Raw genomic sequence first — 13,629 nt, 5'->3', positions numbered from 1 at the left:
AATTGCCAAATGGATGGCGATGTCAAACCGCCAGCAGGTTCAACAACAGCAACTCATGGCGCAGCTGGTCAAGATCCAGTCGACCATGTTGCTGCAATACCTGCCGCCCCAGCAGCGCGAAGATGCGGAGGCGGCAGAATGATCGGCTTAGTTTCCTGCCAAAAACGTGTTGTCGCGTTTCACATCATTCTTGGTACGCCAATCGGGAAGATCGCGGCACGAATGCGTGAAGACGTTTCGCTGCTCCATCGTCCAACAAGATCCGGCCTGTTTCCATTCGTTCCAGGCAAATGCTTTGTCCTTGTTAGTGACAGCTCGGTAGACGTGCTTCCAAACCTCATACACCCGATGGAGATCATATCCGCGCTGTATGAGATCGCCTTCCGGATGCTTCGCCAGCCTCCGCAGAACTTCCTCTCGCGATCCAACGACAAGTTCTTTGTTCGCTTCATACACCGGCATGACGCGGTCCCACTCGGAGACAGCATCTGCACGAGTGTAGTTCGTCCAAAGAGACACCGCGTAATCCCAATCCAAGTAGTCGGACTTCTGGGAATAAATCTGCGCGTTAGCGGCTCCCCCAAAAACCAAAAGGAATACGGCGATGAATGACGACGACATCACCTGCCTGACGTGTGATGTGGTGACGGAATATGTCGATTTGGCAAACAGTTTCACCCAGAACCTGAGCACTGTGCTCCTCGAACCCATGTGGTTCATCTATCTCTCCGTCGTTGGTCTATGGATCGTCATTCATGGCGGCAAGATGATCATGGGAAAGGGCGATCTAATTGGATTCGCTCATGAATTCGCGTTCATCATTATAGCTGGTCTGCTGCTCGGCGGGCAAGGGCCCACTCTCGTAAATTCCATCTATCAGATGGCTTTATCAACGATGGGTAGTGCTGCTGGCGTCGTTCTGTCTGCCGGTATGGAAGGTGGCATTACAGCCGCGACGATACCGAGTGAAGCCACGTCTCTTGGTGGCATGGCTCAGTTGGTCTATGTCGCCGAACAAGGCTTGATGAGCGTACTTCGCATCGCCTTTGAGATATGGGCATCGATCTCGCTCGGCAATCTGATGGCCGGGGTCTACGGCGTCCTGCTTGCCCTGCCCTACATCATCCTGATCATTGTTTATTTCAGCCAGGTTGTTGTCAGCATCTTCCGCGTGATGATGTTCTCGGCCCTCTCTCCAATCCTGATGCTTGCCGTCGGGTTTGGTTGGGGACGCGGCATGGCAATCACCGGGGTTCGAACTGTCTTTGCCGCTTTTATGGTGCTGTTCGGCTCAACGCTTGCACTCGCACTGTGTCTCTATGGTGCAGCATCGCTTGATATCCAGAATACCGAGAATGTTCGCGAGATCACATCAATCGACAATCCGGGCCTATGGGTTGCGATTGTTCTTGGCTGGATGGGTACAGCCTTTATGGCCGAGGCAACCGGCATGGCCAACTCGATTGCCGGATCCCAACTCACCAATCAGGCCGCAGCCGTCATTACCGCTGGCATGACCGCAACCGGTCTTTCCCTTGTCAATGCTGCCAAGAAATACGCACCGGGTGGAGCCTCAGCCGCACTTGATGCTGCTCTGCTGGGTGCGGGAGCCGCCCGCAATCCGGTTGGAGCGGCAGGGGCTGCCAAAGATAGTCTCGTTGCCGCCAAGAATGCCGTCATGGAACGCCTCAAGACACCGACCTTTGATCGGGGAGGCAAGCCATGAACCGGCTCAAGAAATTCCTGCGTGATGTCACTCTGACCTTCGTAATTTTTCCGCTCGTTGCGCTCTGGCTAATGGTTCTGACCGGCATGTTTTCGCCCGAAAGCCTGATCGTCTTCGTCATGGCACTTCGCGAAGTTGATGCCGCCCAGCTCGCCGGGCTGATGCGCAGTGCCGTTCATATCTGGATCGCGCTTTCATTCGTCCTTGCCCTTGCCCGACTTGCATTCGGGCTTGGTGCCTCTTCCCCCAAAACCGCTACCAATCAGAAAGGATCGCAGCCATGCGCCTGATCCCCAAACATTTCGTCCCAATTCTTTGCCTCGTCGTTTTCCTCTCCGGCTGTGTCTCCGTTTCAAAGGACCGCGAGATCCCCAAAGACGGAACCGGAACCGATGAAATGAAACTCAGCCCGTGCGTCTGCAATCCGGTTGAGTTCAATGGCGAGGGCTTCTCATGGCTTGGCTAGGGCGTATCGGCAAACGCGATAACGGGCGCAAGTCGATGATCAAAACCACCTCAACGCACAAAGCCACAGTTGCTGCAGATCCGTTCAGCTTTCAGGCCAGCCATCGCAGGCTCGCCTGGATGCTGCGCCTGTCTGCCGGAACCAACATTGTGCTTGGTGCAGGTGTGGTCGTTCTGGTGCAAACCGTTGCGCATCTCGTACCGCTCAAGGAAACCGAGATTGCCCTGGTCCGGACCTATGGCCCCGATGATCGCACCTACGTTGTCGAACCTGTCAGCAAGAAGGTCGAAGGCTTTGAAGTCTTTCTTGAAGCCCAGGCCAAACGTTTTGTTCTCATCACCAACGAGATTGATCCGGTCACACAGCAAGAACGCCAGCGCGAAGCATCAAGACTTTCTGATGCCAGCTTCTGGGAACGCTTCAAACGCGAGCGGATCGATAGCGGCCTGATCACCGAAGCTCTTGAAAAAGGCATCGAGCGCGAAGTGCGGATCGTCTCCATCGATCCCATCGCCACCTTGTCGTCAGACCATAAATACGCGGTCGATTTCATCCAGATCGACCACCGTCGCGGCAAAGAGATCTCGCGCAAAAACTTGCGCGCCTACCTGACGCTGGCCACCCGTCCGCAAAACGTCTCCGAAGCTGACAAATACACCAATCCTTTTGGCGTCACCGTGCTCGACATGGTGCTTAGAGAAAGAGGCGCGTCATGAAACGCCTGACCAATCTTGTTTTCCATCTCGTCTTTGGCAGCCTCATTCTGGCGGTCCTCATTCTTGGCTATAAGCAGGCCAATGCGCAGACCGCCGCACGCCCACCTATGCCGGGGCAATCGCAACAACCGTTTTCTGGTGCGCAAATCACCCCGCAACAATCCGCACCAACCATGCCGGTGCCCGAGAGCGTGGTCGATCAGGCCCGCGATCAGAATGAGGGCTACTTCAACGCAATGAGCCGTCCGCGTACCAGCGGCCAGGTTCAGGATGTCTGGGATGATGCAGACCCGAGTGACGCGGTTTATGCGACCGATCTGTGTAATGATTGCACTTACAAGATCCGCACCCGCGAGTTCATGGTCACTGTGCTTGAACTGCCGCGCGGTGAGATCATCGAAGCTGTCGATCTGGGGGATGATGGCGGGTTTTCTGTCAAACCACGCGGTGAACGTCGTTTGGCGGTGCGCCCCAGCGGATACGGTTATGACACCTCACTTGTCGTCTATGGCAAATCAGGTGCTGTTTATCCGTTTTATCTAAGGGCCGAGAGCTTCAACTCGGTCAATGTGCCCGATCTGATCGTGCGGATTGAAGGATCCGTTCAAATCGAAAGCGATCCGGCGGTTGCTGGCTTTGACGACAACGGTAAAGCCAGCCTTCCGGCGATGTCTGTTCCAGGGCTTGGCAACAAGTTTGCCGCTATCGATACTGCGATTGCCGGACTGAGTGACTCCAATCCGGGCACGCCTGAAGGCGACTTTGTCGCGCAATCCCCGTTTGACCCGAACGCCCTGCATGGGTGGGGTGAGTATGATCTCTGGGGCGATGAAACACTGCGCCCGGAGACAGTATTTCGGGATGACCACTTCACCTATATCCGCTTTGGCAAGCGCTGGAAGGATATCGAACTGCCGACTGCCTATGTGGTGGTCGATGGCATAGATGAGCTGGTCAATACCCGTGTGCAGGGTGAGACCTACATCATCGAAAGCACCCGTCCGCTGATCACGCTCAAAAGCGGCAAGAGCTTCCTCTGTATTGAATATACCGGGGAAGGCGCATGAGTGCATTTTGTGATGTTGCACTGGTGCTGGGCCTGACCTTTGGGGGTGTATGTGCCGAACCGGTCGTCAATGAACCGCCAACCCTTCCAGCTGATGATCCATCAGTCTGGGCCCTTCCAGCCCCGCCACCACCAGCACCAGCTGCCCCTGCCCCAACTATGCCGCCGATCATCATCAAGGAAGCCAAACCGGAACCAGAGCCAGCCCCGGCTCCCGAGCCTCTGCCGCAACCTGAACCTGTTCCTGAACCGCCCGCGCCGGATCCCTATCGCATGGCATTGGAGGCTGCCTGGCAACATCGCGTTTCCTTGTCGTCAGACTGGGGTTCTCCAGCCTGGCAGTCTGCTGACATGGCCGAGGCTTCGGGCCATGCTGTCCTGCCTGGTATGGCAACCCCTTCTGCACTTGATCCGCTCGATCTGCCGGTCAGTGATAACGAGAAAGCCGATTATGAAGGTCCGCGCCGGACGTCCACGCTTCCGGTCGATAACAGCCGGATCATTACGGCGGACCGCTATATCACCGTGATCCTTGAAACCGGGATTAACAGTCAGGTTGGCAGTGATGCAACTGGAACCGTCATCGTCCAGTCGGCGCGTGATGTTTATGGCTATCACGGGCGCAATGTTCTGATCCCCAAAGGGTCCCGACTGATCTGCAATTATGATCCACCCAAGGACATGGGCAGCTCGCGCCTGTCGATTGCCTGTGAACGGATCCTGATTGCCGGACACCGTGCCGAAATCCGCCAGCTCGCCTCCCCCATCGGAGACATTCAAGGCCGCCAAGGGGCTGCTGGCGAAGTGGACCGCCGTTTCTGGGAACGCTATGGCACCGCCTTCATGCTGACCGGCATTTCGACGGCTGTGCGCTATGCCGCGGCCTCAACAAAATCCGAAGAAAGCGACGGCGAAGTCGCAACTGCGGCGGCTGAAAAAGCAGCCGAAGAACTCTCGACCCGCTTTGGCGAGATCAGCGCCAGCGTCCTTGAAGAGACGCTTTCACTGCAACCCATCATCACCATCCCGCAAGGCACCCGCCTTCAGATCCGTCCGGCAACGGACTGGTACATTGCAAATGTGGAGTAGAAGCATGAACAAACGAACGCTTTGGTGTTTGCTCCTGTCATCCTGTCTGGTTTCCCCAGCACTGGCTCAGTTGGCACAGCAAGAAACAACATCCTCTCAGGCCGAGCCCGGCATCGAGGAAATGGTGCGCAAGGTCAATATCGTCACCCGCACCAAAACCCGCACCGCCGTCTCGGAAAACGAACCGATGGCGATTGATCTCGGTCTGGTCGATGTGCCCGGTGCGCCGCCCAAACTGACCGAGGGCGTAACGGCCAAGGCATATGCCCGCTATGTCAATTACGAAGACAGCCTTATCGCGCAACTGGTTCTGACCGGTGTTGAAAAAGACGGCAAATCGGAACCACTCGATTCAAACGATTTTGTCGCCCAGTTCAATATGGACAGCCCCGAGCTTGATCCGGCGTCTACTGTCACCATCGAGGGTGATCAGGAAACGCTGCTTGCCGCTCTGCAGCGCTTGAATGATGTCGAGGAAGAGGACGACAAGGAAGAAAAGGAAACCGAAAGCGCTGAAGCTGATACCGGTGCCTCAAACACTGTCGGATCGAATGCTTCCAAGAATGCCGATGCTGCCGGTTATTCGACACCATCAGCCCTTGATGTGGACGAAGATACCAGCACACCGACGGTGCGTGTCACGACCGAAGGCTGCAACATCCGGGTGGATCTGGCACAGCTTGTTGCTGTCCAGCAAAGCCGGGTTGAAACCACCGAAGACGGCAATGTAAGCGCAGGGGCCTGCGAAGATGGTGCAGATCGCTATCCGCTGGACCGCAGCTATTCAGTTTGCGGCGATACCATCGACATGGAAACACGTCAGGCAACCGCACAGTATCTGCTTTTTTACACCGATGGCGGCGGCAACCGTCAGGAAGTCACGGATTGCCTGAAGGATGAAGACAACGTCTTTGACATCACAGAGAAGACCTCGGCCTGCTCGGTCTATCTTGATTATAACGAGATGATGGCTGTCCCACAGGCATCCCTTGTCTATGTCAATGCGAGCAACAATGAAGTCCAGGTCAGAAGCTGCGAACCGTCCGAAGAAATTGCGGCGGTTCCACTTGTCTCGGTAGCCGATGGCTGCTCAATCCGGCATGATTTTGCCGCTGGTCGATCCTATCAAACCGGTCGCCATATTTATGAGCTGAACGGCACCACCTGGCAGGCCGATGCCTGTTCGGATAATGGCACCGAATACCCCCACGAAACGGTTTACAAGAACCCTGCCGGTCAGGAAGTCTGCGCACCGATCATTAATCAGGCGGCAGGAACAGTCACCCGCCAAAGCCGCAAACAGATCGTGGTCAACGGGGTTGAGCAATTCATCACCGAATGCAAACCCGACAGCACCAATATTGCCATCCAATCGACGATTGATGGCTGTGACAATCCTTCACTCTGGAACCATGATCTGGCGGCTGGCACCAGTTATGGTCGCGAGCGGTTTTACTACCTGCTAGATAGCATTCCGAAATATGTCACCGAATGTCAGGATAGTGAGGTTGCCTACCCGCATCATGTCGAGACCACCGGCTGGCAAAACCATGATGACCAGTTGTTCGCCTATCGCCTGACTACGGTCTATATCGAAAGCACCCCAAGGGGACGCTTCAACATCAAGACCAGCGAAGTTCTGCCGGGCGAACCGCAGACTGTCTATGTCTATTCAGGCGAAGCGCCTGCAACAAACGGCGAGCATTTTTATGAAGGCTGCACCCGGTTTGATGCTCGGGACTTGGTGCAATCCTATGACCGCCCGGACGGCTCGGTGCACAAAGTCGTCATTGGTGAAGCCGACCCGCTCAGTCTTGGGAACAAATGCTACAATGAATTTACGTGGGCTGCTGTAACGCATGGACGGTTTGAAAACCCGGTTTCTTCGAACAAATCCAGCGGTCCATGTGGTGTGTTTGAAAACTATGCGCACGTTTATGACGCTGCTTATCACTGCACCAGTACAAGCTCAGTCGGAACACGCAAGACCATTCGTGAAGATGGTGAGGTTATCGGCACGGCCTCTAACACCTGCACGACGTACAATGCCTATTCCCCGGTCAAAGCCAAATATTACACTGGCGGATCAGATGCCGACGGAAGTTTCCAAGGCTATGTCCGCGTCGGATTTCCCTCTTCTGGCTGGTCTTACCCTTCTCACACAAATGGCGTGAAATCCGCCTGCCTTGGGAATTGGGGGTGGCTGCAATGAACGCCCTTTCCCCCAATCCGCTGTTTGAAAAGATCCTTGGGCCTCTGGCCACCTATTACGGCGATCTCTCAACCGTCGAAATCCGCATGAACCGCCCTCACCGCGTCGTGACTGAACGGCGCGGGGAAGGCAAGCGCGAGATCGAAGACCCTGCTCTTACACTGGCCGCCATAGAGCGGATCGCCATCAGCCTCGCCAACCAGCGTGGTCTCAAGTTCAATCCCGATGACAATCCAAAACTCTCCTGCGTTTTGCCGGGCAATCATCGTTGCGAGATCCTCGTCGGTGCATCGGTGCGATCACACCTCAGCCTCGCGATCCGCTGCAAACATCCTTTCACCCCGACCTGGGAACAGGCCGGGGTGACACCGGCCATCCGCGATTATCTGATCGAGAAGGTCGCGGGTGATGCCAACATGATCATCAGCGGGGCAACCAATACCGGCAAAACCACCCTGCTCAACATGTTGCTCGCCACCATCGATCCGGCCCGGCGTGTGCTGGCCATCGAGGATACGCCAGAGCTGCATATCGAACAGTTCTGGGATGGCAATGGCCTGATTGCCGCGCGTGAGGCCGGAACGGGCAGCGGTATGGTTGGCTGGCGCGAGATCTATGATCACCTGATGCGCATCACGCCCGACCACATTCTGTTTGGCGAGATCAGCACCCAGAACGCCTTTGCTGCACTGGCTGCGCTCAATTCCGGGGTCACAGGCTTTATGTGCACCATCCATGCCGAAAGCCCCTGGCAGGCCATTCACCGCAAGTTTGATCAAAACATCGCCTGGGCCGGTGAAACCATGCCGCGTGTGCCGGAGTTTCTGGCCGAGCTGGTCGATGTCGTCGTTCAGATCAAACGCAATACCGATGGCTGGCGACGCATCACCGAGATCTGGGAACCGAGAAATGATCGTTACGTCCTTCAAGACGGCAAGGAGGTGTTGTCATGACAGCTTTTTACCGTCTGACACTTCCGGTCATCCTGATTGCAATGATCGCCGCCATTCTCTGGCAATGGCAACTCGCCGTCGGGTTTGACGCGCTTGATCTGCGCTGGTGGCAATGGTCGCTTGAGGCCGCCACCCATTCGGCGGGCCTTCCCGATGAAATGCTGTATCCGGCCCTTTGGATTGGCATCACCGGATTGCTTTCCATGTTTGGTGTTCTGGCACTTGCCACACGGGCCAATAACAGCACGCTTAAAGGCAACCGCAAGGGCGATGAACTGCATGGTTCCGCCCGCTGGGCAAAGCTCAAGGACCTCAAGAAAGCACGACTGTTTCGCAAAGACGGCGTGGTTGTTGGCGGTTGGCCATCATGGTTTGGCCGGATCCGCGAATTGCGCCATGACGGGCCGGAGCATGTTCTGGTCTGGGCACCAACCCGCACGGGCAAAGGCGTGAGCCTGATCCTGCCCACCCTGCTCAGTTGGCGCGAAAGCATTCTTTGTCTTGATATCAAGGGCGAGAACTTTGCCAAGACCGGCGGCTGGCTTGCCAGCATCGGGCACAAGGTCTTGCGCTTTGAGCCCTCCGCCAGCACTGGCTCGGCCCGCTTCAACCCGCTGGCCGAAGTGCGCATTGATACCGAACAGGACATCGCCGACTGCCAGAACATCGCAGCCATGATCATCGATCCCGATGGCCAGGGCATGAAGGATTACTGGCGACAGGAAGGTTATGGCTGGCTTTCGGTCGTGTTGCTTCATGTCATCTATCGGGTGCGGCGTGATGAACACCGTACGGCCTGTTTTGATGATGTGAATACCTTTCTCTCGGGCATTACCGGCGACGGCGACGCGGAAGAAAGCGACGATAATTTCGAGCATATTCTTGCCGAAATGGCGTCCTTTGATCATGGCAAATCCCATGTGAACAAGGAAGTTCGGCGCGGGGCCAACAGTATGATGATCAAGGCCCCGCAGGAACGCTCTGGCGTGCATTCAACCGCCAAAACGCAGCTGACCGTCTTTGCCGATCCGATCATCGCACGCAATACCGCGACCAGTGACTTCCGCCTGCATGATCTGATGAATGGCGATGCGCCAATGGCATTGTTCCTTGTCGTTTCACCTGCAGACAAGGATCGCTTGCGGCCCCTGCTGCGCATCATCCTCAATCTCTTTATGCGTCGTCTGACGGAACGCATGGCGTTTGGGGCTGGCCAGACGCTCGCCGGATACAAGCACCGTCTGCTTTTGATGCTCGATGAGTTCACCTCCATCGGCAAGCTGGAGATCTTCGAGGAATCGCTCGCCTTCATGGCAGGCTATGGCCTCAAGGCGATGATCATCGTCCAGAACACCGAACAGCTCTTCAAGCATTACGGTCGTGATGAATCGATCATGGCCAACTGCAAGATCCGGGTCGCCTTCACGCCAAACAAACTCGAAACCGCCAAGCTGCTCTCGGACATGACCGGTAAGGCAACCATCGTTCAGAAACGCAGGTCACGCTCTGGACGAATGGGCGACCTCGGGTCTGTCTCGGACAATCTGGCCGAAACCTCCCGCCCGCTTCTCACCCCTGATGAATGCATGCGCCTGCAGATCATTGATACCGAGGGCCGCAAACCAGTCCCCGGCGATGCGCTGATCTTTGTCGCCGGTCTGCCGCCCATCCTTGGCCGTCAAAAGCTCTATTTCCTGGATCGCGAACTGTCTCGTCGTTCGAAAATGACGCCACCCCAAATGGCGTTCTCTTCCACGCCCTCTGCATCTCACAAAGGAACCAAATCATGAAGTCACCCAACACATCTAACAACACTAACACCCCCACTTCTGCCGGTCTTGATGACCAGGACTATCTCACCTTGGCCTCCTCGATGATCAACAGTGAAAGCCAGGTTGGCCCTGTGCCGGTCGATCCGGACATTGCCGAAGCCATGGGCGCATTCTCCGAAGACGCCCTGTCTGCCGATGACGCGTTCGACAGTCATTTTGACGGTATCGACCCGACTTCTGATGCGGAGGGTTCGAACCATGGCTGATAAGAAAAGCTATCGTGATCAGGTGGTCGAAGAACTGCTTGGCCATATCGAAGCAGGCACCGCGCCCTGGCAAAAGCCATGGGAACCGGGGAAAGTCCGCATGGCCCCGTTCAATCCGGTTTCCGGCAAAGACTATCGCGGCATCAATGCCCTTTGGCTTGAAATGCGCGGGCGCTCCGATCCGCGCTGGATGACCTACCGCCAAGCAACAGCTCAGGACGCGCAAGTCCGTAAGGGCGAAAAAGGCACCATGATCGAATATTGGAAATGGTCCGAGCGCGAGAAGGTGCTCGATGACACTGGCAAACCGGTTCTTGACGAAAAGGGTGTTGCGAAAACCCGCGATGTGCGGTTGGACCGGCCACGGGTGTTTCATGCTGTGGTCTTTAATGCCGAACAGATCGATGGCCTTGCACCCTATATCGCACCAGAGCCGACCTTCAGCCCGGTTGAACGGGCCGAGCAGATCCTCAAGCAAGGCAATGTGCCGATCTTCCATGATCAGAATGACCGGGCGTTTTATCGGTCATCAACAGATCAGATCCACATGCCTCATCAGGCCGCCTTCAAAGGCCAATACGAATATTACGCCACCGCCCTACATGAACTTGGCCATGCCACCGGCCATCAATCACGCATGGCCCGCGCGTTCGGGCCGTTTGGCTCGGAAGTTTACGCCAAGGAAGAACTGCGGGCCGAGATCGCAAGCTACATGCTGACCACCGAGCTTGGCCTTGGCCACTATCCGGAACGCCACGCCGCCTATGTCGGTTCATGGATGAAAGCCATCAAGGAAGACCGCAATGCGCTGTTCACTGCGGCGCGCGATGCAGAAAACATCCGCACCTGGATCATGGAGCCGGATCTGCGCCAAAGCTTGATCCCGGAGAAAGCCAAAGAACAAGCCAAAACCATCGCCCAAAACCCGGCTGTTGAACAACAGAAGGAAAATGCCATGAGTGATGAGATGTCACAGGCTCCCAACCAGGACACCAACATCGAGCGCAAACGCATCTATCTCAATGTGCCGTTTAGTGAGAAGGATGAAGCCAAGGCGCTGGGCGCAAAATGGGATCGCCGGGCCAAGGCTTGGTATGCACGAGATAATATGGAGCTTGCGCCCTTCAAACGCTGGCAGAAAACCAAAGCCCAAACCCCTGAGCCTAGGATCAGTCCGGAGCAGGAATTTGCGGAGGCGCTGAAGGAAAACGGCTTGATCCTCGATGGGCCACCGACCATGGACGGTAAATGGCACCGGGTAGCGGTCGAAGGAGATCGCAAAGGCCAGAAAAGTGGCTCCTATCGCGGGTTCCTCGAAGGGCTTCCGGCAGGCAACATCACCAATTACAAATCCGGGCAGGATCCGGTCAAGTGGGTGGCGACCGGAACCAAGATCGATCCCAAAGAATTGGAACAGTCCAGAGCCGAAGCTGCAGCCCGCAAGGCAGCCCAGGAACAGGAACTCCGCGTGCAATATCGCGCCGTGGCCAAACGCGCTTACGGGATTTTCCAGAACGCCGAACCGGCTCCGGCCAATCATGCTTACCTGCAAAACAAACAGGTGCCTGCAGGAGACCTGCGCATTGATCAATCGGGCAATCTTCTGATGCCGATGGCCAATGAGAAAGGCTTTATCGAGAACATCCAGACCATCCATCCCGATGGCACCAAGATGTATCTCAAGGACGGCAAAAAACGCGGCCTGATGCATATGATCGAGGGCGATCCCAAAGGCCCGATGATCGTCACCGAAGGTTACTCCACCGGCCAAAGTCTGCATATGGCCAGTGGGCTGACCGTCGTGGTTGCGCTTGATTCCGGCAATCTCGCACCTGTGGCCGAAGCCCTTCACAAAAGGCACCCGGACCGGTCCCTGGTGATTGCGGCCGATGATGATCATGCCAATCAGATCAATGCCGGGATCAAGGGAGCCGAACGGGCATCTGCACTGACCGGTGCGAAGATCCTGCGTCCGGATCTGAGTGACGAAGAAAAGGCTAAGGGCCTGACCGATTTTAACGACATCCATCGGGAACGTGGTCTTGAGGCGTTGAAACGCCTTGTCACCGAACAGCTCGGCCTGACCAAACCGAAAGCCAAATCCAGAACACAGGGACGCGAGCAGCAGACTGCCAGCTTGGCGGTCTGATCCCCGAATGCCGGTGGCGCTATGTACGCCACCGGCACCTTTTTCCTCTTTCCTCTTTGCCTTTTACCAGGAGAACGCCTCATGACCGAACAAGATGCGACAGACATTTTTGAAAAGCGCGCCAATCTTGAAGGGGCTCAGGATCTTGATTGCAACATGTGCGGCCCGGCATTGGTCTTCGCCCTGCAGGCAGGCGAAAATACCTTCTCGCTTGATCTCCCCACCCTCCTGCAATGCCTCCACCTTGCCGAGCAGAAGGCATCTGTTCCCAAGCTGGGTGCCGCGTGGTGGAACAGTGTTATAAACCATTATAATATCGGTTCTTCCCTCCGTGAGACCGTCGCCGGGAGATCCGATAATGCACGTCTATAAATTGCAGGCGCAGACAGTCGACGAGAAAGAGATCGAGCGCACTGCCTTTGAACGCGACACCAGAAAACTTGAGCCCTGGTACCAGGTCACCGACGACAAACAGCGCGAATATGCCGTGTGCCCCGCGTGTGACAATCCGATCCGCCTGGTAGGGCTCTATGAGGAGCTTCCTCATACCGACCGCCCCTATGGTCGCCACACAGGCAAACCGGTCACCGGATTTGATTATTTCAATGCCGATAATTTTGAATGGTGTCCCTATGTGCGCAAGAACCAGAGCAAAGGCAGCAGTCGCAAGCGCGGCATGGAAGGCATTTCTCTCAAGATCCTTGGCATCGTTCTGACCCAGTTTGACCGGGTGATCTACATCATCCGCAAAGAGACCGGCATCTGGATCTCGCCCCAAATTGCACTCGCCATGCTGGAAAACTGGATCGAAGCTGAAGGCTACCGCTTCCATGATGCAACACTGCGCAACATCCCCTGGATGTTTGCCTATCGCTCCAAGGGGCTCTCGATCTTCGGGCAAAAGATCAGCAAGGGACAGGACGAACTGCGTCAGGCGATCATCGAAGGCATTCCCCATGCCCGTTTTGATGAAAATGGTCGTATTACAAAAGGCGATCAGTTTTATGAAGTGACCTGGTGCTTTGTCGATTACCGTCGCAAGACCGAAGACGACAGCCTGATCGAGATGGTCGAGTTTGAAGTCTGCGATGGGGATCGCAACGTGGTCTTCGCCAAAACCATAACGTTTGATCCAAGGTATTTTGCAAACCTGATCAATTACAGCAATCCCGACAAGCGGGAGCCGCATCTCATCGCAAAGGCCAAAGAGGTCT

At 55.8% G+C, this 13,629-nt stretch carries 13 protein-coding genes; 12 read left to right on the top strand and 1 reads right to left on the bottom strand.

The genetic code is table 11. From position 1 onward, the window contains the following. Positions 1-147: 147 nt before the first annotated feature. Positions 148-621 (bottom strand): hypothetical protein, encoded by a 474-nt coding sequence (locus tag AUQ42_RS06825; protein WP_068518351.1) that lies wholly within the window; start codon positions 619-621, stop codon positions 148-150. On the opposite strand from AUQ42_RS06825, the gene AUQ42_RS06820 reads away from it, so the two are divergent. The 12 genes from AUQ42_RS06820 to AUQ42_RS06760 all read left to right on the top strand — a co-directional run. Beyond that, positions 605-1,726 (top strand): hypothetical protein, encoded by a 1,122-nt coding sequence (locus tag AUQ42_RS06820; protein ID WP_068518350.1) that lies wholly within the window; start codon positions 605-607, stop codon positions 1,724-1,726. The genes AUQ42_RS06825 and AUQ42_RS06820 overlap by 17 nt on opposite strands. Continuing rightward, on the top strand, positions 1,723-2,016 hold the full coding sequence (locus tag AUQ42_RS06815) for a hypothetical protein (RefSeq protein ID WP_007092543.1): 294 nt from the start codon (positions 1,723-1,725) through the stop codon (positions 2,014-2,016). Before AUQ42_RS06820 ends, AUQ42_RS06815 begins: the two co-directional genes overlap by 4 nt. A 163-nt stretch (positions 2,017-2,179) precedes the next feature. After that, positions 2,180-2,908, top strand: coding sequence for a type IV secretion system protein (locus AUQ42_RS06805; protein ID WP_007092541.1), 729 nt, complete (start codon positions 2,180-2,182; stop codon positions 2,906-2,908). Next, a complete protein-coding gene (locus AUQ42_RS06800) occupies positions 2,905-3,975 on the top strand; it encodes a TrbG/VirB9 family P-type conjugative transfer protein (RefSeq protein ID WP_007092540.1) in 1,071 nt (356 codons plus the stop codon). Before AUQ42_RS06805 ends, AUQ42_RS06800 begins: the two co-directional genes overlap by 4 nt. Next, positions 3,972-5,063 (top strand): TrbI/VirB10 family protein, encoded by a 1,092-nt coding sequence (locus AUQ42_RS06795; protein ID WP_040059934.1) that lies wholly within the window; start codon positions 3,972-3,974, stop codon positions 5,061-5,063. The genes AUQ42_RS06800 and AUQ42_RS06795 overlap by 4 nt, the downstream gene beginning before the upstream one ends. A 4-nt stretch (positions 5,064-5,067) precedes the next feature. Beyond that, on the top strand, positions 5,068-7,275 hold the full coding sequence (locus AUQ42_RS06790; protein ID WP_068518349.1) for a hypothetical protein: 2,208 nt from the start codon (positions 5,068-5,070) through the stop codon (positions 7,273-7,275). Next, positions 7,272-8,228, top strand: coding sequence for an ATPase, T2SS/T4P/T4SS family (locus tag AUQ42_RS06785; protein WP_068518348.1), 957 nt, complete (start codon positions 7,272-7,274; stop codon positions 8,226-8,228). The genes AUQ42_RS06790 and AUQ42_RS06785 overlap by 4 nt, the downstream gene beginning before the upstream one ends. Further along, a complete protein-coding gene (locus AUQ42_RS06780) occupies positions 8,225-10,018 on the top strand; it encodes a type IV secretory system conjugative DNA transfer family protein (protein WP_068518347.1) in 1,794 nt (597 codons plus the stop codon). Before AUQ42_RS06785 ends, AUQ42_RS06780 begins: the two co-directional genes overlap by 4 nt. After that, on the top strand, positions 10,015-10,266 hold the full coding sequence (locus tag AUQ42_RS06775) for a hypothetical protein (RefSeq protein WP_007092377.1): 252 nt from the start codon (positions 10,015-10,017) through the stop codon (positions 10,264-10,266). The genes AUQ42_RS06780 and AUQ42_RS06775 overlap by 4 nt, the downstream gene beginning before the upstream one ends. After that, positions 10,259-12,415 carry a zincin-like metallopeptidase domain-containing protein gene (locus AUQ42_RS06770; protein ID WP_068518346.1) on the top strand — a complete coding sequence of 719 codons (2,157 nt, stop codon included), beginning with the start codon at positions 10,259-10,261 and terminating at the stop codon, positions 12,413-12,415. The genes AUQ42_RS06775 and AUQ42_RS06770 overlap by 8 nt, the downstream gene beginning before the upstream one ends. A gap of 81 nt (positions 12,416-12,496) precedes the next feature. Continuing rightward, positions 12,497-12,787, top strand: a complete 291-nt coding sequence (locus AUQ42_RS06765) for a hypothetical protein (RefSeq protein ID WP_068518345.1) — start codon at positions 12,497-12,499, stop codon at positions 12,785-12,787. Then, positions 12,774-13,629: hypothetical protein (locus AUQ42_RS06760; RefSeq protein WP_068518344.1), on the top strand; the 856-nt coding region annotated here is incomplete at its 3' end. The genes AUQ42_RS06765 and AUQ42_RS06760, both read left to right, overlap by 14 nt.

The sequence above is a fragment of the Thalassospira sp. MCCC 1A02491 genome, from assembly GCF_001613785.1.
GTDB lineage: Bacteria > Pseudomonadota > Alphaproteobacteria > Rhodospirillales > Thalassospiraceae > Thalassospira > Thalassospira povalilytica.
The sequence above is the reverse complement of the archived record's forward strand: the minus strand, read 5'-3'. Positions and strand labels throughout refer to the sequence as shown.

Bases quoted from the DNA above. Each gene is read 5' to 3' on its own strand.
- AUQ42_RS06780 (WP_068518347.1), top strand. From the start codon at position 8,225: ATGACAGCTTTTTACCGTCTGACACTTCCGGTCATCCTGATTGCAATG.
- AUQ42_RS06820 (WP_068518350.1), top strand. From the start codon at position 605: ATGAATGACGACGACATCACCTGCCTGACGTGTGATGTGGTGACGGAA.
- AUQ42_RS06765 (WP_068518345.1), top strand. From the start codon at position 12,497: ATGACCGAACAAGATGCGACAGACATTTTTGAAAAGCGCGCCAATCTT.
- AUQ42_RS06770 (WP_068518346.1), top strand. From the start codon at position 10,259: ATGGCTGATAAGAAAAGCTATCGTGATCAGGTGGTCGAAGAACTGCTT.
- AUQ42_RS06795 (WP_040059934.1), top strand. From the start codon at position 3,972: ATGAGTGCATTTTGTGATGTTGCACTGGTGCTGGGCCTGACCTTTGGG.
- AUQ42_RS06800 (WP_007092540.1), top strand. From the start codon at position 2,905: ATGAAACGCCTGACCAATCTTGTTTTCCATCTCGTCTTTGGCAGCCTC.
- AUQ42_RS06775 (WP_007092377.1), top strand. From the start codon at position 10,015: ATGAAGTCACCCAACACATCTAACAACACTAACACCCCCACTTCTGCC.
- AUQ42_RS06805 (WP_007092541.1), top strand. From the start codon at position 2,180: ATGGCTTGGCTAGGGCGTATCGGCAAACGCGATAACGGGCGCAAGTCG.
- AUQ42_RS06825 (WP_068518351.1), bottom strand. From the start codon at position 621: ATGTCGTCGTCATTCATCGCCGTATTCCTTTTGGTTTTTGGGGGAGCC.
- AUQ42_RS06815 (WP_007092543.1), top strand. From the start codon at position 1,723: ATGAACCGGCTCAAGAAATTCCTGCGTGATGTCACTCTGACCTTCGTA.
- AUQ42_RS06785 (WP_068518348.1), top strand. From the start codon at position 7,272: ATGAACGCCCTTTCCCCCAATCCGCTGTTTGAAAAGATCCTTGGGCCT.
- AUQ42_RS06790 (WP_068518349.1), top strand. From the start codon at position 5,068: ATGAACAAACGAACGCTTTGGTGTTTGCTCCTGTCATCCTGTCTGGTT.